Raw genomic sequence first — 23,213 nt, 5'->3', positions numbered from 1 at the left:
CCAACGAACCGCACGGAGGATGGGACCAGAATGGACACGCTCGACTACGCCGACACCACCCGCGGCCCTTCCGCGACCGACAAGCTGCACTTCCACGAGGCGGGCGAGGGGCACCCGCTCGTGCTGCTGCACGGTTCCGGACCGGGCGTGTCCGGCTGGTCGAACTTCTCGAAGAACCTGCCGGTCTTCGCGCGCGACTTCCGCACCATCGTCGTCGACATGCCGGGGTTCGGCGCGAGCCCCGACATGGAGTACGACCGGCCGTACCCCGAGGTCGCCGCCGAAACCATCGTCACACTGCTCGACGATCTCGGCATCGAGAAGGCGCACCTGCTGGGCAATTCGATGGGCGGCTGGGTTGCACTCGAGACCGCCGCACTGGCCCCGGACCGGGTGGACCGGATGGCTCTGATGGGCCCCGGCGGCCTGTACGCGCCGCTGCTCGGTCCGATGATGAGCGAGGGGGCGCGGCGCCTCAACGCCTTCCTGGTGGATCCCACTCGCGAAGCCCTCGAGGCGTGGGTCGACTCGATGGTCTACGACCCGGCCACCATCACCCCTCAGCTTCTCCACGAGCGCTGGGCCAACGCCACCGCACCGCGGGCGATCGAGCGCATGCGCGCGGTGATGGCGTCGCTCGGGCTGCCCGGCAAGGCGCCGCTGTGGGCGCGCACCGACGAGATCCCGCACAAGACGCTCGTCACCTGGGGCCGCGACGACCGCATGCTGCCACCGGACGGGGCCCTGTTCGCGTTGCGCCGGATGCCCAAGGCGGACCTGCACATCCTCGGCGAGTGCGGGCACTGGGCACAGGTCGAGCGCAAGCACGACTTCGAGTCCCTCGTCACGGAATTCCTGACCCGCTAGTCCCCGCTCCACGCTGACGAAAGGTGCCCTTCACCATGCAGTTTCAGCACGAAGCCATCGATTCGGTCCGCGCCGCCGGCGACCGGATGCGCGACCTGGAATCCGAGTGCGTCGAGCAGCGCAAGCTCGCCGACGACTCCGCCAAGATCCTCCGCGACGCGGGTGTCATGCGGCTCCTGCAGCCCAGGCGCTACGGCGGTTTCGAGGCCGACCCCGGCGTGTTCAACGCCGCGATGTACGAGATCGCCCGGCTGTCGAGTTCGGCGGGCTGGGTGACCGGCGTCGTAGGCGTCCACTCGTGGCACCTGGGTCTGTACCCGGATCGGGCGCAGCACGACGTGTGGGGCGAGAACCCCGACACGTGGATCAGTTCGTCGTACAGCCCAGCCGGCACCGCCCGGATCGTGCCCGGCGGTTACGAACTGACCGGGCGCTGGGGTTTCTCGTCGGGCAGCAATCACTGTGACTGGGTGTTCGTCGGTGCGATGGTCACCGACGCGGACGGGCGCCGCACCGGACAGCAGGTGCACCTGCTGCTCCCCTGTGCCGACTACACGATCGACGACGTCTGGTTCACGTCCGGGCTCGCGGGCACCGGCAGCAACGACATCGTGGTCGACGGGGCCTTCGTGCCCGACCATCGTGTACTCGACGTCGCGGACCTGTACGCCCAGCGCTACCCCGGCAACGAGGTGAACACCGCGGGCCTGTTCCGGATCCCGTGGTACACGCTGTTCGTCAACGCCGTCGTGATGCCTTTGGTGGGTATGTCGCGTCGGGTGCTCGACGAGGCCGTGGGAATCCACCAGTCCCGCTTGGCCGTCGACGCGTCGAAGCTCCCCCACCCGGCCTCCCTCACCCGCCTCGCAGAGGCCGACTTCGAGGTCGACACCGCGTACCGGATCCTGCAGGCGAACCTCGCCGACGCCTACGCCGCCGTCGAACGCGGCGACCAGGTGCCGATGGAGGTCCGTCAGCACACCAGACGGGACCACATCGCCGCTGTCCGGCTTGCTGTCTCGGCCGCCGACAAGGCCTACCAGGTCGGTGGCCCCCGCTCGATCTCCACGGCGAGCGCGCTGCAGGCGGTGTGGCGCGACGTCCACGCGGGTCAGCACCACGCCGTCAATCTGCCCGACCGGTCCGATCACGAGTACGGCGAATACCTGCTCACCGGAAACCCCGGCACCCTCTACTGATCCGAGGAGTACGCAATGCCTGTTCTCTCGCTGGGATACCTGCGCCTGAACGTCGAATCGGCGGCGCGATGGAAGCCCTTTGCGGCCGACTTTCTGGGCATGATGCCCGTGGACGGCCCGCTGCCGGGCTCGCAGCACTACCGCATGGACGACTACCCGCCACGGCTGGTGGTCACCGAGTCCGCGACGCCCGGTCTGGAGGCGGTCGGATTCGAAGTCCTCGACCGTGGCGATCTGCGGGAACTGGTGGCCCGCGTCGAGGCGGCCGGGATCGAGACCCGGGCCGGCACCGCGGAGGAGTGCGCGCTGCGGCAGGTCTCGGGGTTCGCAGGGTTCGACGACCCCTCGGGCAACCGGGTGGAGTTGTTCTACGGACCGGTGCTCAGTCATCGTCCGGTCGAACTCCCGCACGTGTCCGGCTTCGTCACCGGCGATCAGGGCATGGGCCACGTCATCCTGAACGTGGTGGACACCGAGAAGGCGTACGAGTTCTACGTGGACGTACTGGGATTCGCCGAGCGCAACTCGCTCGAGCTCCCCGGGGGAACCAGTTACTTCCTGGGCTGCAACGCGCGTCAGCACACGCTCGGACTCAATCCGGCCCAGGGGCCGGCCCTGCTGCACCTCATGGTGGAGACGGCGGACATCGACGACGTCGGCAAGGCACTCGACCGCGTCGACGGGCTCGGCATCCCCATGATGCAGTCGCTGGGCAAGCACACCAACGACCGCATGCTGTCGTTCTACGTCTACTCCCCCGACGGTCATGCCACCGAGATCGGCTGGGGTGGCGAGCGGATCGAGGGCCCGGCACCGACCTATCGGATCACCGAGGGAGCGGTGTGGGGGCACAAGTACACGCCCGCACCGGCCGGTGCGAAGGGGCTCCCGCTCTGAGGCAGCCACCGAGCAAGCGCTTCGTCGATCAATCGTCCAGTTCGCCGCTGCTAGCCTTCGGTGATACTCGGTCGAACCGAATACCTGGACAATGAGGAGTACGTGTGGCGTCAGCGGGTCGACGCGAAGTCATCCTGACAGAATCGGCGCGGTTGTTCTCCGACCGCGGCATCGCGGCCACGACGATCCGGGAGATCGGTGAGGCCGTGGGCCTGAACTCGGGCACGCTGTACCACTACTTCAAGTCCAAGGACGCGATCGTCTCGGAGATCCTGGTCAGCTTTCTGACGGACCTCGTGGAGCGGTACCGCGCGGTCGTCGCCCGACCGGAGAGCGCGCGGGCCCGTCTCGTCGGCATCGTCCGCGCCTCGCTCGAGATCGCCGACATGCACCCGTACGCGACGGAGATCTACCAGAACGACTTCGCGAACCTCGGGTCCCTGCCCGGCTACCCGGAGATCGCCGACGCGGTCCAGGCGTCGCACGATGCGTGGTACAGCGTGGTCGAGGACGGCGTCCGGGACGGCGAATTCAATTCGGGTATAGACATCTTCGAGTTCCAGCGAATGATGCGCGAGTGCGTGTTCATGTCGGTGCGCTGGCACCGCAAGACGCTCGGCCAGGACATCGACACGCTCACCGAGACGCTCACGACGGTGTTCCTCAACGGCTTCGTCCCGCCGCCGTCGGGGGCGGCGGCCCCGCCGCCCCCGCCCAAGCGGAAGCGAGTTCCCGAGCGGTCCGTCGCCTCGGATCCGACGCCGCCCGAGAAGGCGGGGGACGACGTCCAGGACATCCGGTCCGAACTGGACTCGCTGCGCACCGAGATGCGCGCGATCCGCGCGGCCATCGCCGATCGCTCCGACGCACCCTGACCCTTTCGCGACGCGACTGTTCCCCGCGGGCGTCGTGTCGTCCTACACTCCGGGCATGACGGACAGTTCGCGTGTGCACGCGTTCCGTGACGACGCCCTCGGCGATCTCGACGCGACCGGTGTCGCAGCACGGATCGCGTCGGGTGAGGTGTCGGCGCGTGAAGTGGTCGAAGCCGCGATCGAGCGGGCCGAACTGGTGCAGGGGTCCCTGAACGGCATCCAGTTCGCCGACTTCGAGCGCGCGCTGCGGCATGCCGACACCCCCCGCCCTGGCGTCTTCGCCGGCGTCCCCACGATCGTGAAGGACAACGTGGACGTCGCGGGTGCCCCGACCGGGCACGGCAGCGCGGCGTTCACCCCCTCTCCGGCACGCCGCAACAGCGACTTCGTCGACCAGTTCCTGTCCACCGGCGCCGTGTCGATCGGCAAGAGCCGGCTCCCGGAGTTCGGATTCAGCGCGTCCACCGAATACGAGGACGCCGATCCGGTGCGTAATCCCTGGGACCCCGACTACTCGTCGGGCGCGTCGTCGGGAGGATCCGCGGCGCTGGTGGCGTCCGGTGCGCTGCCCTTCGCGCACGCCAACGACGGCGGCGGCTCCATCCGGATCCCGGCTGCGGCATGCGGGCTCGTCGGGCTCAAACCGACACGCGGACGCACGGTGGCCGACGCGACCGACAAGACGATGCCGATCCGCATCATCTCCCAGGGCGTGGTCACTCGGTCGGTGCGCGACTCCGCGCGGTTCTATGCGGCAGCCGAACGCTACTACCGCAACCCGAAGCAGCCACCGATCCGGCTCGTCGAGGGCCCCGGATCCGCGCGCCTGCGGATCGGAGTGATCGTCGACTCCGTGACGGGTGTACCCACCGACGACGAGACGCGGAAGTCGGTGCAGGCCACCGCGGATCTGCTCGATTCGCTCGGCCACCACGTGGAGGAGGCGTCGCTGCCGGTCGACGCCACGTTCATGAACGACTTCCGTCTCTACTGGGGATTCCTGTCGTTCGCCGTCCTCACCGGCGGAAAGCGCATGTTCGGACCGTCGTTCGAGCGGACCGGTACCGACAACCTCAGCCGCGGCCTCGACGCGTTGTACCGCAAACACCTGGCGCAGACACCCCGCATGCTCTATCGGCTTCGACGCAGCGCGAACGCCTACTCGAGAATGTTCCGGAACTACGACGTCGTGCTGTCGCCGGTCCTGAGTCACACGACCCCGAAGATCGGTTACCTCTCGCCCGCACAGGATTTCGACACGCTTCTCGAGCGCCTGGTGAACTACGCGGCCTTCACGCCACTCAACAACGCGACGGGCGGACCCGCCATCTCCCTGCCCCTGCACCAGACCTCGGCCGGCCTGCCACTGGCGTCACACTTCTCCGCGAACCACGGAGACGAGCGCACGCTACTCGAACTCGCCTACGAGCTCGAGGCGGCCAAGCCGTGGGCCCGCATCCAGGACCCGGCCTGAACGCGGAATCGTCCGGTACGGAAGGCAGTCACGGATGATCGACGACGCCGACATCACGGCGCACCTGACCGACGAGGTGCGGGCGCTCCCCTACCCGGGGCGGTGGTCGAATCCTCCGTTCGCGGGTGACGGCGCGGCGGTGATCGCCCGCGACGGCGACCTGACGGAGTTGCGCGTCGACCGGCGGGCCGGTCGCGTCGACTGGGTGGATCTGCAGACCGGAGCCGGGCAGATGCTCGCACCGTCGCTGCGCGTCCTCGGGGCGCTCGCGGCGGCGTACGCGACAGCATTACGGGACACCCGAGGAGCCGGCGACCGCGCGCTGCGTCGCATCGAGCGGACGTTCCTCGATTCCGTCCGCACGGTGTCCGCCGATCTGGCCGCCGACGGCACGTTCTGGGCCACCGCGGCGGAGGAACTCGGCGACGGTGTGCTCGGCGGTGAAGACCTGCCCGAACCGCTCACCGTGGTCCCGGCGGGCGGGTCGACCGTCGTCATCGCGATGCCGATGCTGCGGCTGCACCGGGCGCTCGCCGACGAGGGACTCACCCTGTCCGACTACCGCTCCGCGGTGTCGTACGTGACGCTGTCCGACGACCTCGAGACCACACTGGCGAACACAGCCCGCCCCGGTGCACAGGCGTCGGGACCGGCCCGGGTGCTCGTCGTCGACGGGCAGAGCCCGCTCACCGCCGACGCCCTCGCCTTTGCGGCGCTACGGACGCTGATCCTCGTCGAGCCCGCCACACTGCCGGAGCATCTCGCCGCAGCCGCCGCGGCCCTCGCGGTGGTGACCGTCGGCCCCCGCGAACCGTTCGCCCGGATCGCCGATCTCCTCGCCCACCACGAAGTCTGACGACCCGTCAGTTCGCCTCGGCCGCGGTCAAGAGCGCGACGATGTCGTGCTGGCCGCGGGCCTGCGCGTGCTGCAGCGCCGTCCGCCCGCGCGCGTCCCGGATCGACGGGTCGGCCCCGGCGTCCAGCAGTTGCCCGACGACGTCGACGTAGCGCGCCGAGCCGTCGCCGTAGAAGACGGCCTCGAGCAGCGCCGTCCACCCCGGGTCGTTGACGTGGTTCACCGGCACGCCGGCCGCGATGAGGATGCGAACCGTCTCGACATGGCCGTGCTCGGCCGCGGGAATGAGCGCAGTACCGCCGAACCGGTTGGTGGAGTGCACGTCCGCGCCGTGTTCGAGCGTCGCGACGAGAATGTCGTTCAGACCTTCCGCACCGGCGTACAGGAACGCCGAGTCCTCGATGGCGTCCTTCGCGTTCACGTCGGCCCCGGCCTCGATCAGCGCGATCGCTTCCGCGACCTCGTTCGCCTTGGTGGCCGCGACGAGGCGGCGTTCGAGGTCCGGGGTGGAGGGCGGCACGGCGTCCGCGGCTTCCACGGTTGCCGAGGTGACGGCGGAGGGTGTCGGGGTGGGGGTCAGGGCGACATCGGCGTTGCCACAGGCGCCCGCCGTCAGCGCGACGGCGGCCACCAGGACGGCCGCTCTCACTGGAGGCTGCCGGCGATCTCGGCGAGACCCGCTGCCGCGCAGGCCTGATCGGCGTTGCCGTCGGGCGCCCCGCCCACGCCGATGCCGGCGATCGACGCGTTGCCGACCTTGACGCTCACACCGCCGGGGAGGAACAGCGTGCCGGGCAGGTCGGCGATCGTCGGGCCGTCGCCCTTCACGCGTCCGGCGAGATCGCTGGTGTTCGCGCCGAACGCGGCGGCGGTGTAGCCCTTCGCGCGCGCCGCCTCGACGGTGTGCTCGGCAGCATTGTCACCGCGCAGCATCGCCTGCACGTTCCCGAACCGGTCGACCACCGAGACGGTGACGAAGCCGAGACCGTCGGCCTGGCACTTGGCGAGCGCGGCCTGCGCGGCGCGGCCCGCGGTCGCTACCGACAGCCGGTTGGCCGCCACGGTTCCCTTGTCGGCGTCGCCGGGCTCCTGCGACGACACGGCCACCGGGGTGACCTCGGTGGCGGTCGACGTGGCGGTCGTGTTCTCGCCGGAACCGCACGCGGTCGCGGCGAGCAGGGCGACGGCGGGGACGGTGATCGCGAGGGCGCGGGGCAGCCGGCGGGAGATGTTCATCGGGAGCCTTTCGAAACGAGGGGGAAACGAGTGCTTCCACCCTCACGCCGGCACCGGGTTCGCGACATCGGCCGCGCGGCCACGGTCGGATCATCCGAATGGCCGATCCCGGGTCGCTGCGGCGTCCGTAGGATCGGCCCGATGCAGGGCAACCGGGAAAACGCGGACAACGCCGCCTTCCGCGGACCGCTCGGTGTCGCGATCCACCTCTCGTTCTACGTGCTGCTCGCGGCGTCGACGGCCCGCTACCTGACGTATCACGGGGTGAGCGGGCGGTGGCTCGTGGTCGCCGGTCTGATCGTCGTGCTGGCCGGGCTGTACGCGGTGATCGTGGTGCTGTCCCGGCGCGGCGGTGCGTGGCAACCGTGGGTGTGGCCGGTGCTGACGTCGTGGGTGGCGCTGGTGTGGTTGGCGCCGAGCTTCGCGTGGACGGCGTTCCCGATCTTCTTCCTGTGCACACGTGCGTTCCCGCGCTGGGCGGCCTACCTCATCGTCGCGGCACTCGCGGTGTTCGCGGGCATCGAGTTCGCGTCGTTCAGCGGCCGCACCGAGTGGGCGGTGCTGCTGGCGCCCCTGTGCACCGGCGCGCTGATCGTGCTCGCCTACGGGCAGGTGGAGCGGGACAGCGCCGAGCGTGAACGCCTCCTCGGCGAACTCGTCGACGCCAAGTCACGGCTCGCGGAAACCGAGCGGGAGGCCGGCGTGCTGTCCGAGCGTGAGCGTCTGGCGCGGGAGATCCACGACACCGTCACGCAGGGACTCACCAGTGCGCTGCTGCACCTCGAGGCGGCCGACGAGGTGTGGGAGCGGTCCGGGCCACGGGCCCGCGACGAGGTGCGGGTGGCCACCCGCTCACTGCGCGAGAATCTCGCCGAGACCCGCAACCTCGTCCACTACCTCAGCTCCCCCGACCTCACGACGCAGACACTCGACGCCGCGCTGCTCGCCGCGGTCCGCGGATACGTGCCGTCGGCGCAGTTGCGGGTGATCGGTGAGCCGGTGGGCCTGCCGCCGGACGTCGAGCACGCGCTGCTGCGGATCGTGCAGAGCGCAGCGTCGAACATCCGACGGCACGCCGACGCGCACACTGTGGGGGTGACCCTGACGTACCTGCCCGACGCCGTCGCCCTCGACGTGTTCGACGACGGCAGCGGTTTCGTGGTGGGTGAGACGAGCGGGTTCGGCCTACCGGCGATGCGGCAGCGCGTCGAGGCACTCGGTGGCACGTTCTCGGTGGAGAGCGCGCCCGGTGAGGGCACCGTCGTCGCGGCGCAGATCCCGGTCGGGGACGCGTCGTGATCTCGGTGCTGCTGGTCGACGACCACCTCGTGGTGCGCGCCGGGCTGCGGGCACTGCTGGATTCGCAGCCGGACATCACCGTGATCGGCGAGGCCGACACCGGCGAGGACGCCGTTGCGATGTCCGCGGACCGGTCCCCCGACGTGGTGATGATGGATCTGGCGCTCGGTATGGGAATCGATGGCGTGGAGGCGATCCGGCGAATCCGCGCGGCCCGACCCGATCAGCCGGTGCTGGTGTTCACCACGTACGACACCGACGCCGACGTGGTGCGCGCGCTCGATGCCGGCGCGATCGGATATCTGCTCAAGGACTCTGCGCCGCCGGACATCTTCGGCGCGATCCGGGACGCGGTGGCCGGCCGCAGCGTGTTGTCGCCGCCGGTGGCGTCGCGTGTGCTGGATCGGATGCGACGCCCCGATCAGGCGTTGACGGCACGGGAGGCGGAGTTGTTGAGCCTGCTGGCCGAGGGGCTGACGAACAAGGAACTCGGCAAACGACTCTTCATCAGTGAGGCCACCGTGAAGACCCATCTGGCACACATCTACGCCAAGCTCGGCGTCGATTCGCGGGCCGCTGCGGTCTCGATCGCTTTGCGCCGGGACGGGATTCGCTGACCGATGTCCTCGTTCTCCGCGATTCGCGTGCACGGCACGCCCACGGTCTCACATCTCGATCTCGCGCTACTGGAGACTTTCACGTTCGCCGACGGCGGCGGGCTCCCGGCGTCGTATCGCGACTTCGTGCGAAATCTCGGCTGGGGAAGACTGTTCGGGCTGTGGCTGGTGTATCCGCCCGTGCTCGACGGCTACGCGGACGGCTGGCAGGCCCGCAGCCGCATCCTCACCGAGAGGCTGCAGGAGATCTATCGCGACGGTCGCACCGAGGATTTCGACTGGATGATCGAACCGGACGGCGACTGGTCGCTGATCGACTCGCTGCGCGTCTTCGCGATCAGCGAGAACGGGGACGTACTGGTGTGGGACACCGCCGCTCGCGACGAGCACGGCGAGTTACCGGTGTACTGCTCGCAGGGGATGAACTCGCTGCGGTTGCTCGGACGTTCACTGGATGCGGCGGTGACGGTGCTGCGCGCCGAGTCGGTGGAGTTGTTCGGCGAGAACGAGTTCGACCTCGAACCGCTCGACGCGCAGCGCCTGCCGTGACCGGACTGCCGGTCACGCCGGTGTTCACGACTCCGTGGTGGTGTCGCCTGAGCCCGCGTCCTGCTCGTCTCCGGCCAGGATCAGGTACAGCGCCCGACGGGCGTCGGTGAGCACCTTCTCCGCCGCGGCGAGTTGCTCGGCGGTCCCGGACATCTGGACCTGACGGGCGGCGCCGTGCAGGTCGTGGAGCGGTCCGCGCAGATCGGGCCCCGATCCCGCGAAGGCGAACGGGTCGCCCCAGGATTCGGCGTTCTGCTCGACGAACTCACGTCCGGCGTCGGTGAGGGTGACGAGCTTGCGTCCGCCCTCGGCGGTCGTCTGCACCAGGCCCTCGTCCTCCAACTGCTGGAGCTTCGGGTAGATCGCGCCGGCGCTCGGGCGCCAGGCACCGTTGGTGCGATCGGTGATGGTCTGCATCAGCTGGTAGCCGTACATCGAGTCCTCCTTCAGCAGGAGCAGGACGGCTGCGCGGACGTCGCCGCGACCTGCTCGACCCATGCCACCGCGTCCGCGGGGTCCGCCGTGTCCGCGCCCCCGGCCCCGACCACCGCGCATGCGGGGGTCCTCGCCGTCGAAGGGGCGGTGATGGCGGCGCTGACGGCCCATCTCCTCACCCCACGCGGGGTGTCCGTGCATCTGTTCCGGCCCTCGCCGGTGATTGATGTTCCTCATCGGTTCTTCCTTTCATCGTTTTCCGACACACTCACGATATATCGTGATCGTATCTTTGAAAAGGGTGGCGTGGGTCACCGACCTTCCCGGCGGATCATGCGATGGAACCGGGTGCGGTCTCGCTGCGTCTGATCCAATGAGCGAGTCGTCTGGGCGGTTGAGGGGGGAAACGTGAGGTCAGTGAGTCGGTGGGGTATGGCTGTTCTCGTAGTGGCCGGTGTCGTAGGACTGGCCGGTTGCGGCTCGACCAGCGTGGAGGGGCAGGCCGAGACCACCAAGCCCGAGGCCGGCGAGCCGGCATTCGATCCGTGCAGCATTCCGGAGGATGTGCTGCGGGAGGCGGGGGTTGATCCGGCTACTGAGTCGCGGGACATCCTCGGCGTCAAACAACCCGGCTGGAAGCTCTGCGACTGGGGCGGAGACGGAACAGCAATCACCGTGTTCGCCACCGCGCAAGCGCTCAGCGAGGTGCGAGCGAACGATCGCTTCACGAGCTTCGCACCAATCGAGCTTGGGGGTCGCGAGGCGTTCACCTTTCGCGAGGTGGCGGACACCCGCAACGAGTACTGCGATGTCGTCTTCGTGGCTGGAACCGACACAGTGATGATCAAGTCGGGCTACTTCGTCGGCAGGACGCCCTCCGAGGGTCCCTGTCCACTCGCGATTCGGAACGCCCAGATCCTCGCTCCATCAATTCCCGACTGACAGGCGGTGGTCTCGATCAACGGCAATCTGTGGAGTGAACTCGGCGCACGAGCAGAGGAAGGTGAGCTCTACCTCGAGCCCGGCGTGGCACAGAAGTGTGCGCAACGCTGCGCCGAACTCGGCGCAGAACTCGACCGAATCAGACGCGGCGCAGCGAGCCTCGGCCGTATCGACGGCCTCGGCCACCTCCCCTCCGGCACAGCCTTGGCCCGCAAGTTCGAACAGAAGGCGTCGGGCGGTGAGTATCCGCTCGATCAGGCGCTCGCAGACCACATCACCGTCGTCGAGGAGATGCAGTCGGTGTTCGAGAAGATCGCCGCGAACTACGCGACCGCCGAGGAGTCGAACGCGCAGCGGTTCACGGAAAGCGGAGGCTGACTGACCCGCAGCCGCTCGCCGGCGCGGTCTAGAACTCGGTGAGGTCCGCGAAGTTCTCCGTGTAACCGAGCAGCAGCACCAACGAGCCCCGCAATACGGCGCCTAGCTCGTTCCAGGCGTCGGCGTCGCGCTGCACGTACAGCTCCCGCAGATCCGCGATGAGCGCGTCTACGTCACGCTGCTCGGGATCGACGACACTCAGGAACCCCAGTGTGGACGCGCCGATCCCGACGAGCTCGTACCCGTGCCGCTCCCGCATCCGGCGCGCCACCGCGCAACTCTCGAATGGCGTCCAGTCCCCGGCGAAGTAGCCGTTCGGGAGGTCGGCGAGCAGGTCGATGTCGTCCTCGGTCGGCAGGCACTGCACCACGTGCACGTCATCTACCACCAGACCGGGATCGCGATTGAGCGCGATCAGTGCCTCGATGTCGCTCGGCGCGGTGACGAGCGAACCGCACACGTCCTCCCATCGCACCGCACGATCCGGGTCCGCGAGCACCGCCCGCGCAGACTCGAACACCGCGGTGTCGTAGGCGAGAACGGCCTCGTCGGTCTCGTCGTCCGGGTACTCCACGTCCCCGTCCAGATCGTGCTTACCGCGTGCGTGGCCGCTCGTGTAGAGACACTGGTTCGGGTCGTCCAGCGTCAGGAAGCACCGGCCGTCGTTTCGATGGGCCGCCTCGATTTCCCGGAACGCTGCGAGCAGCGCATCGAAGGACTGTGCCTCGGTCACGACTGCGACGCTCAGCCGGTTCACACCCCGGTGTCCCGCGTCGGGCAGGGCACTGACGACCGCCCCCGCGACGTCGCCGTGGGGCTGCCGGGTATCGGACACTGTTCCTCCATCAGGGCTCGGCGCTACCGCATGCCGAACCATGATCCCCGAAGGTCGCGCCGGCTAGTCGCCCACCATCTGCCCGGACGCCGCCCATCGCGGATCGCGTCCGGCGCATCCGAGGAGCCGGTCCAGATCGGAGGCGTCGTCCGGGACCGGAACCACCGGCCCGTAGAGCCCCTCGCGGCCCGCCTCCTCCCCCGGCACCGACATCGAGGCCGCGAAGCTCAGGCTCGCCTCGACGCTGGCCGGATCGGATTCGAAGGGCTGACCGGTGGCGCGTGCGAGGTCCCAGCCGTGCAGGACGAGCTCGTCGATCGCCACGGTGCCCATGACGGCGGCGGGCATCGTCACGCCGCCCGCCGCCGCTTCGCCTTCCCAGGCTCCGGGCTCACGCCACGCGGCAGGCAGTGCCTCGAGTTGTCGTTCGAGCTGCTCCCGCCAGTCCACCGGCAGTTCCGTCGGCCGCGCCGACCCGTCCCCGGGGAACGGAGTCTTGCGCGCAGTGGCCGCGAACGCGGTCGTCAGCTCGAGGAGATGCCGCAGCAGGTCGGCCACCGACCAATCGGTGCAGGGCGTCGGGAGTCCCAGGTGCTCGTCACGAACCCCGGCGGCCACCCGCGCCACCTGCATCGACGCCGGCCCCAGGTCGTATTCGGTCGTCATGAGTGCCTCCGTCCGTCGAATGTCGTCTCACTGGTATCGACCGGGCGGGGGCGCGAAACTCATCGTCGCCGGATCACTGCGGGGACTTGAGCTGCATCCACGCGAGCACCGTGAGGATCCGTAGCGCCGGAACCGCCTCGTCCAATCCAGCCCGTTCGCGCAGTGAGACGAGGCGGCGCTGCAGTGCGCCGTCGTCTGCACGCAACGCCGTCCGCACGGACTCGAGGTGCGCCTGCTTCGTGTCGAGTACCTCGCCGATCACGCGATCGTAGATCGGGAAGAGCCGCGGTCGTTTCCGCGCGATCAGCTTCGACGCCACGGTGCGGCCGATGCTCGGCACCGTCCACAGCGCCGCCTCGAGCCGGCACACCGGCGACTCGGGGGTCAGCTCGTCAGCTTCGTCGGCAAGGTCACGGTCCGGCCCCACCGCGACCAGCAACTCGCCGAACTCGTCGACACGCTCCCGCAACAGGATCTGCGCGCCATCCGGAGACACGTCGACCGACAGCATCGTGACCGCCACAAGATCGTCCGCCGTGAAAGTGTCGGCGTCTCGCCCGCGGGTCCCGGTCGAGTCCCAGGTGTCCCAGCGGGCACCGCTGCGCAGATACCCGGTCTTGACGAGCGGCTCGGTGAAGTACCTCCGCAGGACTTCGACGGCGGCGCCGTCGTCGTCGGCCACGAGCACCTTCGGGAGCCGAATCGTCATGTCAGTCATCCTCGTTCATCACGTTCAGCACATGCTGCGCGAACGAACGATTGTGGTACTGCGCGTACGGTCCGCGCCCCTTGCCTACCAGCGCCTGCGCCAGCGGACGGATCGTCGTCTCGTCGAGGGGCAGTTCGAAGAACTGTTCGTCGGCACCCTCGTCGGACAGGAACCAGTCGATGAGTACGCCGTCGCCGTCCGCAGCGGCATTGTCGGTCTTCTTGAAGCGCAGCAGCGGATTGGCCAGCGCGAGCCCGTCGAGGCTGTAGCCGGTGCTGCGCTGCAGCGCCGACAGCGACGTGTACAGCACGGTGCGGAAGTCGACGGTCTCACCGTTCTCGGTGTAGCGCTCCACGTACAGCACTTCCATCGGCCCGACGTTGAGGGTGAACAGACGTTCGCGTTCGGCGGTCTTGTTCGTCGTCGGCAGGCAGCTCAGAGTCCACTCGTCCACCTCACCCGACGCCGGATCGTCGAACGCCGACGCCAGGTAGCCGGCGATCAGATCGACCACCACATCGAAGAACGGGTCGGTCTGCAGCAGCTCGAAGTTGGCGTCGGTCGCGGCAGGGTGGATGTCAGGCATGGATGATCCTCGAGTTGTGGGGCGACCTTCGAGGATACTGGGCCGAGGGCGCTCGACTCCGCGCGAGAGGTGGTGCCCCGGCCCTCACACGCTCGCCGACTCCATCCGGTAGTCGTCCAGCGGGAAACTCCGCGCCTCCGCGAAGGCGTTGGCCGTCGACGTCGGACGCAGCAGGGCCGCCTCGCCGTGCTGGTTGAAGTAGTACGAGCGCGCCGAACTGCAGCTGCCGCCGTAGAACACCGAGTCGTCGAGGTTCGCGGTCATCCGGTCCAGGAACCGGGTGTTGGCGTCCTCGGTCACCTCGAAGACGTCGGCGCCTTGTCGCCGCATCTCGGTGAACAGCCGGGTCATGTGCGCCATCTGCGACTCGATGGTGGTGAAGTACGACAGCCCGCTGTAGGAGTACGGGCTCGCCAGGGTGAGGAAGTTCGGGAACTTCGGCACCGCGACCCCCTCGTATGCCTGGAAGCGGTTGTCCCGCCACCACTTCCCGAGGTTACGGCCGTCCCGGCCGATCACCTCGATGGCCGGGAAGTTCACATCCCACAGGTTGAAGCCGGTCGCCAGGATCAGCGTGTCGATGTCGGTGCGCCGGCCGTCGGTGGTGACGACGGCGTCCGGTTCGATGCGCGCGATCGAGGTGGTCTCCAACTTCACGTTCTTCTTCGTGAACGTGCGGTAGTAGTGGTTCGAGAAGGTGGGCCGTTTGCAGCCGAAGTCGTAGTGCGGCGTCAGTTTTCGTCGTAGATCGGCGTTGGGCACCTGCGCGCGCAGGAACAGTTTCGACGCCGCCGCGGCGCCCTTGTTGAGGATCTTCGCCTGCCGGTAGTGCAGCACCGCGCTCACCATGATGCCCTCGAGAATGGCGTCGCTGACCGCCCGGGCCACGCGCTGCGTCACCGGTACCCGCGAGAAGAGTCGTTGCACCACAGCGGGAATCGGCATGTCGAGCTTCGGCACCACCCAGATGGGGGTGCGCTGGTAGACGGTGAGCTCCCGCGCCTTGCGGGCGACCTCGGGGATCAACTGGACGGCGGTGGCGCCGGTACCGATGATCGCGGACCGCGACCCGGCCAGGTCGATGCCGTCCTCCCACGCGGTGGTGTGCAGCACCCGCCCGGCGAACGTGTCGATGCCGTCGATGGCCGGTAGCTGCGGCTGCGACAGGAACCCGGTCGCGGTGAGCAGGTAGCGCCCGGTGACCTGCCCGCCCCCGTCGATCGACACCACCCAGTGCCGGGCGTCCTCGTCCCAGCGCGCACCGGTGACGACGGTCCCGAAGCGCATGTGGCGGCGCAGGTCGTACTTGTCGGCGACGTGCTCGGCGTACCGCTTGAGCTCGGCGCCCGGCGCGAACAACCGCGACCAGTGCGGATTCGGTTCGAACGAGTACGAGTAGGTGACCGACGCGATGTCGACGGCCAGACCCGGGTAGCGGTTGACGTGCCACGTGCCGCCGAGGTCGTCTTCGCGTTCGAGGATCGCCAGGTTGGTCAGCCCGAGCCGGCCCAGGGCGATCGCCGCACCCATCCCGCCGAAGCCGGCACCGACGATCACGGCGTCGTACTGCGTATTCCGGTCCACCGCTGCACCCTTCCCCAGGTATGTGTCACTTCCAGTGTCACTCATCTGCGCGGGTGTGGCCAGGCTTTCGGCCCGATCGGTCGACGCCGACGCACCGGCCGCCCGGACTCAGCCGCCGGTGCGGGCCGTCGCGACCGCGTCGATCTCCACCGTCGCGCCGTAGGGCAGCCCGCTCACCTCGACGAAGGTGCGGGCGGGACGGGGAGCGTCGAAGATCCGCTCGAATTGGCGGTTCGCCTCCTCGCGCAGCGACAGGTCGGTGACGAAGTAGGTGAGCTTCACGACGTCCCTCAGTTCGCCGCCGACCGTCGCGAGGCGGTCGACCATCCGGTCGACAGCGGCGTCGAGCGCCTCCGTACGGCCCGGCACCGGAACGCAGTTCTCGTCGACGGACAGGGCGCCCGAGACGAAGACGAGGCCGGCGGCGACGAACGCCGGGCTGTAGGGGTGGTCGGCGGACACCTCGGTCAACGACATCGAGTGCCTCCTCTGAGGTCGACAGCAACGGATCAGGCCGACCATAGCCCGCCCCGGGACACGTGCCGACGAACAGCACGCACACCCCAGCGACAGCCCCGACCGCGCGTTATGGTGCAGGTCACACGGCCGACCGTGAGGGGTCGACCCGACGCGAAGGGGAAACCGCAGTGGAAATCCAGGGAACCGCGGCACTGATCACCGGCGCAGCCTCCGGCCTCGGGGCCGCGACCGCGAAGCGATTCGCCGACGCGGGCGCCACCGTGTTCGGGCTCGACCTCGCGCAGTCGATCGAACGCGCCGGGGACAACGTGCCCGCGGGTGTCACGTTCCTTCCCGCCGACGTCACCAGCGAGGCCGACGTCCAGGGCGCCGTCGACAAGATCGGCGAGTCGGGGGTTCCGCTGCGCACCGTCGTCAACTGCGCCGGCGTCGGCTGGGCGGGCCGGATCCTGTCGAAGAACGGCCCGCACGACCTCGAACTGTTCCGGACCGTGATCACCGTCAACCTGCTCGGCACCTTCAACGTGATGCGACTGGCCGCCAACGCGATGCAGTACCTGCCGACCGTCGACGACTCGGGCCAGCGCGGCGTCATCATCAACACCGCATCGGTGGCGGCGTTCGAGGGGCAGATCGGGCAGATCGCCTACACCGCGTCGAAGGGCGGCGTGCATGCCATGACGATCACCGCCGCGCGCGACCTCGCGCAGGTCGGCATCCGGGTCAACACCATCGCCCCCGGCACCATCGACACCCCGATGCTCGCGGGCGTGACCGACGAGTACCGCACCAACCTCGAGGCCGGCATTCCCTTCCCGTCGCGCCTAGGCAAGCCCGACGAGTACGCGCAGCTGGCGCAGTTCCTCGTCGAGCACGACTACCTCAACGGCGAAACGGTCCGCATGGACGGCGCGCTACGCATGGCGCCGCGGTAGAGGCCCGACGCGCCGGGGCGAGCGCCTCGGGGCTTTCGTCGTCCGGTCAGAATCGCCAACGCGTCTGCGCGTAGACACCTTTCGCGAAGGCGAAGACGAGGGACGGTTCGACGCGGAACACCGTGGCCGGCCCGCCGGCCGTGTTGACGAACCGCCCGTCCGTGACGTCGAAGCTCCAGTCCGACCCGTACTTCGCGCGGTAGGCGTCGGCGATGCCGGTCAGCGACTCCGGATCCGAGATCCGTACCGCTCGCCCCTCGATCACGACATCCAGTCCGGATCCGAGGGCGTTCGCCCCGGTCGTCAGCGCGCACGCACTGGATTCGGAGAGGTTGCGCGCCTTCTGCTCGTCGGGCCCGGTGCAGAAGTGCATCCGGTCGTCGACGCGGACAGCGATCAGCGGCGTCACGTGCGGTCGGCCATCGGCGCGGACCGTGGACAGCCAGAACACCTCGGCGGCGTCGAGTGCGGCCGTCACCTGCGGCCACGTGGAGGCCGGCGCTTTCTCGTCGCTGTATCGGCTGTCGAGTTCGGCGGCGGGCAGCTGCGCGGTCATGGGGGTCTCCCGTCTCGTGGGGTGCTGTCACAAGTACAGACCCGGACCCTGCCGAGAACTCATCGCCCGGAGCGCTTCGCGCCCGTGCGCCTTTTTGGTAGCGACAGGTACCAGAAAGGCGCACAGGCGCGAAGCGCCTACAGTTCCGACTCGTGCGGGATCTCGGCGGCGGCGCGCTCACTCATCCACTCGCGCAGCACCTTGGTGGCGATGACGTCGTCCTCGTTGTACTCGAGGAGACGCTGACGCTGGGTGAGGTCGGGGTCGCCGTCGTAGCCGACGGCCTCGCGGTACCAGCTCATCGAGGCCTCGCCGTTGGCCTCGGCGTCGCGCCAGTGGAATCCGGCGACAGGCGCGATCTTCTTGAGCCCCTTGCCGTTCGGGCACACGAAGTTGTCGCTGACGGCCTGGTAGATGTCCACCCACTGCGGGCTGTCGATGAACTCGCGGATCTCGGCGACGCTGGGGATTCCGTCGATGCCGGCGAAGCGACGCGCCGAGTCGAGCAGCCACTTGTCCTCGGCGGATCGCGAATAGCAGTACGCGGCGAAGGTTTTACCGACGGCGGCCGCGCCGGCCCGCTCGGCCATGAGCCACGTCCAGAACTCGGCGAACGAGCGCGCCTCGTCGACCGTCGGTAGCGGATCCCAGCTCACGAACGGCCGGTACACCGACGTGCCCGCGACGTTGAGCAGCGTGCCCCACAGGTAGGCGCCGTGCTCCTGATAGCTCTCCATGTCGACGTCGACCTCGACGTCGGCGCGGGCCACCGTGACGGTCTCGTGGCGCCGCACCAGCGGCGCCGACGCGATCCAAGCCTTCGCCGTGACGACGGTGTCGTGGAAAGAGTTGTGCGGCCACTCCTCCGGGGCATCGCCTTCCCACGCGGCGAGCTGCTCGACGGTGCGCACGCCACGCTCACGCAGCACGTCGGCCCGCGACCCGGACGCCACCAGCGACACGTCCTGGGTCTTCTCCAGCTTCTCCCGGCAGCCCGGCCACCACGGGCACGAGCGGCACTCGCCGATCTGCGACGGCACCGTCGCGATCTCGCCGCGCGCGACGGCGATGCGGTCGGCGAAACGTTCGTCGTAGTCGTCGAGGACGTTCGCCAGGTCGTGCACCAATATGCAGTCGGCGCCGTAGCCGATGGCACCGCCCGACAGCGCCGGGCTCGCCAGACCGTGCCGCTCGAGCATCCGGTACACCTGGGCGAGCCGCATCTGGTCGCGCAGTTGGGCGCGCACCTTCCGCTTCTCGTCGACGGTGGGCGCCCACTCGAACAACCCGGTCGTGACCGCTCCGGTTCCGGGGTCGGTGACCTTGTGGTTGACGACGATGACGGGCAGGTAGCCGCCGCGCTCGACGTCGCGGAGCAGGATCTCGACCCGCCCCCGCCGGCCGGTGTCCCGTTCGGAGGGCAGCACCGCACCCCAGATCTTGTCGGCACCGTTCCGGCACGCCTCGAGGGTGGCGCGGGCGCGCTGCCGGGCCGGGCCGTCGGGGTCGATCCGCACCCACGCGTCGGGGTCGGCGTCCATCAGCCGGACGCGGACCGCCTCGCGCTGCGCGGCCGCCGCCTCCTGCCGCTGCTTCACTCCGGTGTTCTCGGGGGCCGCCGCCAGCAGATCGGGGTAGGCGGCATCGAGATGGACGCGGTGGCGGCACCGCGTCAGCGCACCGGGCTCGAGAAGCACGGGGGCGCCGTCCTGCGGGCCGTTGGGGGAACACACGATGTGGAAGATTATGTGCTCACCTAGGGTAAAGCCGAAAGCGGCGGAGCCCGAGCAAACGCGGATAGGCTGTGACACAGTCCGTCGCCGCGCCGAAACACCAGATGGAGGGGCCTTTCCAGTGGGGTTGTTCAAGAAACGTAAGCGGCGCGCCACGCGCAAGGCCGAGGCGAAGGCGCTCAAGCACAAGGCGAAGCTCGAGGCCAAGCTCGGCGCCAAGAACGACCGCAAGAAGCACCGGTCGTACGCGAAGGCCCAGAAGAAGGTCGACAAGGCCCAGATCTCGGCGCTGAAGGCGCAGGAGAAGGCCGCCGCCAAGGCGGCCGAGAAGGGCCTGACGGTCGCCCAACTGCGCCGCTACATGGGCGTCGCCCGCCTGCTGGCGCCGGTCGTCGTGCCGCTGGCATACCGCGGCGCCACCGCGCTGCGCGGTCAGCTCGACGCCCAGCGTGCCCAGCGCATGGGCATCGCCGTCGACCAGCTCGGCGAGTACACCGGCCACGGCGCCAAGCTCAGTGCCCGCATCGCCGGCGCCGAGAAGTCGGTCGCCGAGATCGTCAGCCGGCACCCCGGGGACGCCGAGACGCAGCAGTTCGCGACCGCGATCCGGGCCCGGCTCACCGACCTGGAGACCGCCGTCCACGCCTCCGAGCAGATGCCGCCCGCCCGCCGCAAGCAGGCGCACCACGCCATCTCCTCCGAGCTCGACGGCGTCGAAGCCGACATCCTGGCGCGCCTCGGCGTGCGCTGACCGTCCCGCCCCGACCGCCGTGTCCGCTCCCCGCCCCGCCCCGACCGCCGCGCTTCGCGGTGGTGCCGTGGGCGCGCTGGCGGCGGCGCTGGCGGTCGCGGCGCACGGCGTCGCCGGCGGCGGGTTCCCCGGGTCGCCGGCCCTGACGCTGCTGTTGGCCGCGTGCGCCGCGGTAGGCGCCGCGGCGGGCGGGGTCCCCGTGCTGAGCCGCAGCCGGACCGCTCTGTTCGGTGCCCTCGCGGCCGGGCAGGGCGCCGGCCACCTCGCGCTCACCGTCTCCGCCGACGGGCACCTCCACCAGGGTGTACCGGTCGTCGCAATGCTCGCCGCGCATGCTGCGGCCACCGTCGTGTGCGCGGGTCTGGTCCTCGGCGCCGAGCGCCTGTACGGGCCGATCACCCGTGTCCTCCGGGCCGTTCTGGCGCCACCCGTCCTGGGTGTCGCATCCGCACCCGTGTGCGCGCCGCGACCGCTCGACCGCCGCGCGCCGCGCCTGACGGTGCTCGCCACCGGGTTGTCCCGCCGCGGACCTCCGCTGTTCGCCTGACCCGCGAACCGGTACCTCCGCACAGAAAAGACACCCGAACCAGATGAAGAAGACCATCACGCGCGCCCTCCTCACGGTGGGCGCCGCCGGCAGCGCGCTGCTGCTCGCGACCGGCGTGGCCTCCGCGCACGTCTCGGTCGCCGCCCCCGGCGCCGAGCAGGGCGGCTACTCCGTCCTCACCTTCCGCGTCCCCACCGAGTCCGACACCGCCGGCACCACCGCACTCACCGTGCAGTTGCCGGGCCTGAAGTCGGCGCGCACCGAGCCCATGCCCGGCTGGACGTCCGCCGTGCAGAAGGACCCGTCCGGCGTCGCGACGTCCGTGACGTGGACGGCCGACCCCGGCGTGAGCGTCGGCCCCGGCCAGTTCCAGCAGTTCGTGCTCTCCGCGGGCCCGCTGCCCGAGCAGGACGCCGTCGAGTTCCCCGCCACCCAGACCTACAGCGACGGCAACGTCGTGCAGTGGGACCAGAAGCCCGGCCCGGACGGATCCGAACCCGACAAGCCGGCTCCGTCGCTGACGCTTGCGGCGGGCAGTGGCGACAGCCACGGCACCGTGGACGCGACGGTCTCGGTCGACGAGACCACCAACACCACCGACACCACCGCCCGCTGGCTCGGCGGCATCGGCCTGGTGCTCGGTGCGTTGGGCGCCGCCCTGGGCATCGGCGCGACGCTGCGGGGGCGCCGCTCATGAGCCCGCACCTGATCCGACGTTTCCGCGTCGTCGCCGTCGGTTTCGTCGCGATGCTCGCAACGCTGCTCGGCGCCGGCACGGCGTCCGCGCACTCCGCGGTGATCGCCAGCACCCCCGACAACGGCGCCCAGATCGCGACCGCGCCCCAGCGGGTCAGCCTCCAGTTCAACGAGGCCCTGCAGGAGAAGTTCGCGTCCCTCACCGTCGTCGGCCCCGACGGCAACCTGTGGTCCAAGGGCGACCCGACGATCCAGGGTGACACCGCCAGCGTCCCACTCGAGGGCCTCGGCCCGGTGGGCGAGTACACGATCGCGTTCCGCGTGACCTCGGCCGACGGCCATCCGGTGAGCGGCACCCGCGTGTTCACGTTGACGCAGGAGGGGACCGGCGTCCCCGGCCCCAAGGCGGGCGGTCAGGACGCGTCGAGCAGCAGTGACGGCGACTCCGACTCGAACATGATCATCTGGGTCATCGTCGGTGTCGCCGTGGTGGTGTTCGGCGGCGGCCTGTGGTTCGCGCTGCGCAAGCCGCGCGGCGAGAACTGAGCCGAGCGGTACCCCGATGAGGACGGCGAACATCGGCCGGGGCCGGCTGCTGTTCGCCGTCCCCACCGCGCTGGCCGGGGTGGCGCTCGCGTGGCTGCTCGCCACCCCCGACGGCCCGTCCCCCACCGCCGCGGTGCGGGTGCTGGCCGTCGGGCTGGGAGCCACCGTGTTCGGGCTGGCCGCGTGGCAGTGGCTGCAGCGGGACGAGCGTCGCCCCGCGCTCGACGCCGGACTGCTGTGGCGGACACTGGCAGCCGTCGCGGGTGCCTGGACGATCGCCGAGTGCGTACTGGTGGTTCTCGAGGCCGCCGAGACCGGGGGGCGGTCGCACTTCGCGGTGGCGCCAGGCACCGTCGTCGACTTCGTCCGCGTCGTCGGGGCCGGACGTCTCGGTGCCGTCACCGTGGCCTGCACGGCACTGGTGACGCTGATCGCGGCCGTCGCCTACCGCCGCAGCCTGCCGTGGCCGGCCGCGCCGGTACTCGCGCTGACGGGCCTGGCGCTGATCGCCCGCCCCATCGGCGGGCACATGTCGCAGCAGACCCTCGGCTCGCTGCTCGACGCCGCGCACGTCCTCGCGGCGGCCACGTGGTTCGGGATGCTCACCGCCCTGGCCCTCACGGCCCGCTCACGCGGCGCGTGGGCGTCCCTGCTCCCCCGCTACTCGACCATCGCGTGGCGGTGTGTGTGGGTCCTCGCCGCAACGGGCCTGATCAACGCGGCGGTCCGGCTCGGCGGCATCGCTCCGCTGGTCACCACCGGCTACGGCCGCGTGGTCCTCGCGAAGGTCGTCGCGCTGGCCGGGTTGCTCGCCGCCGGGTGGTGGCTGCGCCGCACGTGGGTGGGCCCGGCGGCCGCACACCGGATCGACGCCGACGCGTCACTGCGTCGAGCCGTCGGCGAATCGGCCACGATGGCAGTCGCATTCGGGCTGGCCGCGGCTCTCGCGACCACCGCCTGATCCG

28 protein-coding genes are annotated in these 23,213 nt (G+C 69.8%); 17 read left to right on the top strand and 11 right to left on the bottom strand.

The genetic code is table 11. From position 1 onward, the window contains the following. The first annotated feature begins 30 nt into the window (after positions 1–30). The 6 genes from A6I89_RS12150 to A6I89_RS12125 all read left to right on the top strand — a co-directional run bounded on the left by A6I89_RS12150 (position 31) and on the right by A6I89_RS12125 (position 6,168). Positions 31–867 carry an alpha/beta fold hydrolase gene (locus tag A6I89_RS12150; RefSeq protein WP_022593320.1) on the top strand — a complete coding sequence of 279 codons (837 nt, stop codon included), beginning with the start codon at positions 31–33 and terminating at the stop codon, positions 865–867. A gap of 35 nt (positions 868–902) precedes the next feature. After that, positions 903–2,066, top strand: coding sequence for an acyl-CoA dehydrogenase family protein (locus tag A6I89_RS12145; RefSeq protein WP_022593319.1), 1,164 nt, complete (start codon positions 903–905; stop codon positions 2,064–2,066). A gap of 15 nt (positions 2,067–2,081) precedes the next feature. Further along, on the top strand, positions 2,082–2,963 hold the full coding sequence (locus A6I89_RS12140) for a VOC family protein (RefSeq protein WP_005516408.1): 882 nt from the start codon (positions 2,082–2,084) through the stop codon (positions 2,961–2,963). A 104-nt stretch (positions 2,964–3,067) separates the two neighbouring features. Next, positions 3,068–3,838, top strand: a complete 771-nt coding sequence (locus A6I89_RS12135; protein WP_005516409.1) for a TetR/AcrR family transcriptional regulator — start codon at positions 3,068–3,070, stop codon at positions 3,836–3,838. Between the two features lie 55 nt (positions 3,839–3,893). After that, on the top strand, positions 3,894–5,312 hold the full coding sequence (locus A6I89_RS12130) for an amidase (RefSeq protein ID WP_005516410.1): 1,419 nt from the start codon (positions 3,894–3,896) through the stop codon (positions 5,310–5,312). 34 nt (positions 5,313–5,346) lie between these two features. Continuing rightward, positions 5,347–6,168, top strand: a complete 822-nt coding sequence (locus A6I89_RS12125) for a hypothetical protein (protein ID WP_022593318.1) — start codon at positions 5,347–5,349, stop codon at positions 6,166–6,168. 7 nt (positions 6,169–6,175) lie between these two features. Here A6I89_RS12125 and A6I89_RS12120 read toward each other — a convergent pair whose 3' ends face one another. Both A6I89_RS12120 and A6I89_RS12115 read right to left on the bottom strand, forming a co-directional pair. Beyond that, entirely contained in the window at positions 6,176–6,817 is a 642-nt protein-coding gene (locus tag A6I89_RS12120) for an ankyrin repeat domain-containing protein (protein WP_022593317.1), read from the bottom strand. After that, a complete protein-coding gene (locus A6I89_RS12115; protein ID WP_013414465.1) occupies positions 6,814–7,404 on the bottom strand; it encodes a GlcG/HbpS family heme-binding protein in 591 nt (196 codons plus the stop codon). Before A6I89_RS12115 ends, A6I89_RS12120 begins: the two co-directional genes overlap by 4 nt. 141 nt (positions 7,405–7,545) lie before the next feature. Between A6I89_RS12115 and A6I89_RS12110 the strand changes: the two genes are divergently transcribed. Genes A6I89_RS12110 through A6I89_RS12100 form a run of 3 tightly spaced genes read left to right on the top strand, consistent with a single transcriptional unit; the run spans position 7,546 to position 9,869 of the window. Then, the gene (locus A6I89_RS12110; protein ID WP_022593316.1) at positions 7,546–8,703 is read left to right on the top strand and encodes a sensor histidine kinase; all 1,158 of its coding nucleotides are present in this window, start codon (positions 7,546–7,548) and stop codon (positions 8,701–8,703) included. Further along, on the top strand, positions 8,700–9,320 hold the full coding sequence (locus A6I89_RS12105) for a response regulator (RefSeq protein WP_022593315.1): 621 nt from the start codon (positions 8,700–8,702) through the stop codon (positions 9,318–9,320). Before A6I89_RS12110 ends, A6I89_RS12105 begins: the two co-directional genes overlap by 4 nt. Positions 9,321–9,323: 3 nt before the next feature. Continuing rightward, entirely contained in the window at positions 9,324–9,869 is a 546-nt protein-coding gene (locus A6I89_RS12100; protein WP_022593314.1) for a hypothetical protein, read from the top strand. 24 nt (positions 9,870–9,893) lie between these two features. Here A6I89_RS12100 and A6I89_RS12095 read toward each other — a convergent pair whose 3' ends face one another. Then, on the bottom strand, positions 9,894–10,541 hold the full coding sequence (locus A6I89_RS12095; RefSeq protein ID WP_013414461.1) for a PadR family transcriptional regulator: 648 nt from the start codon (positions 10,539–10,541) through the stop codon (positions 9,894–9,896). Positions 10,542–10,751: 210 nt separating this feature from the next. On the opposite strand from A6I89_RS12095, the gene A6I89_RS12090 reads away from it, so the two are divergent. Both A6I89_RS12090 and A6I89_RS12085 read left to right on the top strand, forming a co-directional pair. Further along, positions 10,752–11,246, top strand: coding sequence for a DUF3558 domain-containing protein (locus A6I89_RS12090; protein WP_232244843.1), 495 nt, complete (start codon positions 10,752–10,754; stop codon positions 11,244–11,246). Positions 11,247–11,252: 6 nt separating this feature from the next. After that, positions 11,253–11,624, top strand: coding sequence for a hypothetical protein (locus A6I89_RS12085; RefSeq protein ID WP_022593311.1), 372 nt, complete (start codon positions 11,253–11,255; stop codon positions 11,622–11,624). Positions 11,625–11,652: 28 nt separating this feature from the next. Here A6I89_RS12085 and A6I89_RS12080 read toward each other — a convergent pair whose 3' ends face one another. From A6I89_RS12080 to A6I89_RS12055, 6 genes are all read right to left on the bottom strand, one after another. Continuing rightward, a complete protein-coding gene (locus A6I89_RS12080; protein ID WP_060934537.1) occupies positions 11,653–12,459 on the bottom strand; it encodes a hypothetical protein in 807 nt (268 codons plus the stop codon). Between the two features lie 63 nt (positions 12,460–12,522). Continuing rightward, positions 12,523–13,125 (bottom strand): TIGR03086 family metal-binding protein, encoded by a 603-nt coding sequence (locus A6I89_RS12075; RefSeq protein WP_022593309.1) that lies wholly within the window; start codon positions 13,123–13,125, stop codon positions 12,523–12,525. A 73-nt stretch (positions 13,126–13,198) separates the two neighbouring features. Continuing rightward, the gene (locus A6I89_RS12070; protein WP_022593308.1) at positions 13,199–13,834 is read right to left on the bottom strand and encodes a DUF6308 family protein; all 636 of its coding nucleotides are present in this window, start codon (positions 13,832–13,834) and stop codon (positions 13,199–13,201) included. Between the two features lies 1 nt (position 13,835). Beyond that, positions 13,836–14,420, bottom strand: coding sequence for a hypothetical protein (locus tag A6I89_RS12065; RefSeq protein WP_022593307.1), 585 nt, complete (start codon positions 14,418–14,420; stop codon positions 13,836–13,838). A gap of 84 nt (positions 14,421–14,504) precedes the next feature. Then, positions 14,505–16,049, bottom strand: a complete 1,545-nt coding sequence (locus A6I89_RS12060) for a flavin-containing monooxygenase (protein WP_044990237.1) — start codon at positions 16,047–16,049, stop codon at positions 14,505–14,507. Positions 16,050–16,112: 63 nt separating this feature from the next. After that, positions 16,113–16,481, bottom strand: a complete 369-nt coding sequence (locus A6I89_RS12055) for a RidA family protein (RefSeq protein WP_005516430.1) — start codon at positions 16,479–16,481, stop codon at positions 16,113–16,115. Between the two features lie 170 nt (positions 16,482–16,651). Here A6I89_RS12055 and A6I89_RS12050 point away from each other — a divergent pair, with 170 nt between their 5' ends. Next, entirely contained in the window at positions 16,652–17,419 is a 768-nt protein-coding gene (locus A6I89_RS12050; protein ID WP_022593306.1) for an SDR family NAD(P)-dependent oxidoreductase, read from the top strand. 46 nt (positions 17,420–17,465) lie between these two features. On the opposite strand, the gene A6I89_RS12045 is transcribed toward A6I89_RS12050, so the two are convergent. Together A6I89_RS12045 and A6I89_RS12040 are read right to left on the bottom strand one after the other, a co-directional pair. Then, positions 17,466–17,975 carry a pyridoxamine 5'-phosphate oxidase family protein gene (locus A6I89_RS12045; RefSeq protein WP_022593305.1) on the bottom strand — a complete coding sequence of 170 codons (510 nt, stop codon included), beginning with the start codon at positions 17,973–17,975 and terminating at the stop codon, positions 17,466–17,468. A gap of 137 nt (positions 17,976–18,112) precedes the next feature. Further along, positions 18,113–19,708, bottom strand: a complete 1,596-nt coding sequence (locus A6I89_RS12040; RefSeq protein WP_044990236.1) for a TM0106 family RecB-like putative nuclease — start codon at positions 19,706–19,708, stop codon at positions 18,113–18,115. Between the two features lie 121 nt (positions 19,709–19,829). On the opposite strand from A6I89_RS12040, the gene A6I89_RS12035 reads away from it, so the two are divergent. From A6I89_RS12035 to A6I89_RS12015, 5 genes are all read left to right on the top strand, one after another. Next, positions 19,830–20,459, top strand: coding sequence for a DUF6474 family protein (locus A6I89_RS12035; protein WP_005516436.1), 630 nt, complete (start codon positions 19,830–19,832; stop codon positions 20,457–20,459). 67 nt (positions 20,460–20,526) lie between these two features. Continuing rightward, the gene (locus A6I89_RS12030; RefSeq protein ID WP_226347426.1) at positions 20,527–21,006 is read left to right on the top strand and encodes a hypothetical protein; all 480 of its coding nucleotides are present in this window, start codon (positions 20,527–20,529) and stop codon (positions 21,004–21,006) included. A 43-nt stretch (positions 21,007–21,049) separates the two neighbouring features. Further along, entirely contained in the window at positions 21,050–21,703 is a 654-nt protein-coding gene (locus A6I89_RS12025) for a YcnI family copper-binding membrane protein (protein WP_022593301.1), read from the top strand. After that, positions 21,700–22,248, top strand: coding sequence for a copper resistance CopC family protein (locus A6I89_RS12020; protein WP_013414448.1), 549 nt, complete (start codon positions 21,700–21,702; stop codon positions 22,246–22,248). The genes A6I89_RS12025 and A6I89_RS12020 overlap by 4 nt, the downstream gene beginning before the upstream one ends. Positions 22,249–22,264: 16 nt before the next feature. Next, positions 22,265–23,209, top strand: a complete 945-nt coding sequence (locus A6I89_RS12015) for a copper resistance D family protein (RefSeq protein WP_022593300.1) — start codon at positions 22,265–22,267, stop codon at positions 23,207–23,209. Positions 23,210–23,213 lie beyond the last annotated feature (4 nt).

Origin of the sequence: Prescottella equi, assembly GCF_002094305.1 — a bacterium.
GTDB classification, from domain to species: Bacteria; Actinomycetota; Actinomycetes; order Mycobacteriales; family Mycobacteriaceae; genus Prescottella; species Prescottella equi.
Note: the sequence above shows the minus strand (reverse complement) of the source record. Positions and strands in the feature narration are given on the sequence as shown.

Bases quoted from the DNA above. Each gene is read 5' to 3' on its own strand.
- A6I89_RS12115 (WP_013414465.1), bottom strand. From the start codon at position 7,404: ATGAACATCTCCCGCCGGCTGCCCCGCGCCCTCGCGATCACCGTCCCC.
- A6I89_RS12130 (WP_005516410.1), top strand. From the start codon at position 3,894: ATGACGGACAGTTCGCGTGTGCACGCGTTCCGTGACGACGCCCTCGGC.
- A6I89_RS12100 (WP_022593314.1), top strand. From the start codon at position 9,324: ATGTCCTCGTTCTCCGCGATTCGCGTGCACGGCACGCCCACGGTCTCA.
- A6I89_RS12145 (WP_022593319.1), top strand. From the start codon at position 903: ATGCAGTTTCAGCACGAAGCCATCGATTCGGTCCGCGCCGCCGGCGAC.
- A6I89_RS12150 (WP_022593320.1), top strand. From the start codon at position 31: ATGGACACGCTCGACTACGCCGACACCACCCGCGGCCCTTCCGCGACC.
- A6I89_RS12075 (WP_022593309.1), bottom strand. From the start codon at position 13,125: ATGACGACCGAATACGACCTGGGGCCGGCGTCGATGCAGGTGGCGCGG.
- A6I89_RS12060 (WP_044990237.1), bottom strand. From the start codon at position 16,049: ATGAGTGACACTGGAAGTGACACATACCTGGGGAAGGGTGCAGCGGTG.
- A6I89_RS12110 (WP_022593316.1), top strand. From the start codon at position 7,546: ATGCAGGGCAACCGGGAAAACGCGGACAACGCCGCCTTCCGCGGACCG.
- A6I89_RS12095 (WP_013414461.1), bottom strand. From the start codon at position 10,541: ATGAGGAACATCAATCACCGGCGAGGGCCGGAACAGATGCACGGACAC.
- A6I89_RS12020 (WP_013414448.1), top strand. From the start codon at position 21,700: ATGAGCCCGCACCTGATCCGACGTTTCCGCGTCGTCGCCGTCGGTTTC.
- A6I89_RS12125 (WP_022593318.1), top strand. From the start codon at position 5,347: ATGATCGACGACGCCGACATCACGGCGCACCTGACCGACGAGGTGCGG.
- A6I89_RS12065 (WP_022593307.1), bottom strand. From the start codon at position 14,420: ATGCCTGACATCCACCCTGCCGCGACCGACGCCAACTTCGAGCTGCTG.
- A6I89_RS12015 (WP_022593300.1), top strand. From the start codon at position 22,265: ATGAGGACGGCGAACATCGGCCGGGGCCGGCTGCTGTTCGCCGTCCCC.
- A6I89_RS12045 (WP_022593305.1), bottom strand. From the start codon at position 17,975: ATGACCGCGCAGCTGCCCGCCGCCGAACTCGACAGCCGATACAGCGAC.
- A6I89_RS12025 (WP_022593301.1), top strand. From the start codon at position 21,050: ATGAAGAAGACCATCACGCGCGCCCTCCTCACGGTGGGCGCCGCCGGC.
- A6I89_RS12055 (WP_005516430.1), bottom strand. From the start codon at position 16,481: ATGTCGTTGACCGAGGTGTCCGCCGACCACCCCTACAGCCCGGCGTTC.
- A6I89_RS12140 (WP_005516408.1), top strand. From the start codon at position 2,082: ATGCCTGTTCTCTCGCTGGGATACCTGCGCCTGAACGTCGAATCGGCG.
- A6I89_RS12070 (WP_022593308.1), bottom strand. From the start codon at position 13,834: ATGACGATTCGGCTCCCGAAGGTGCTCGTGGCCGACGACGACGGCGCC.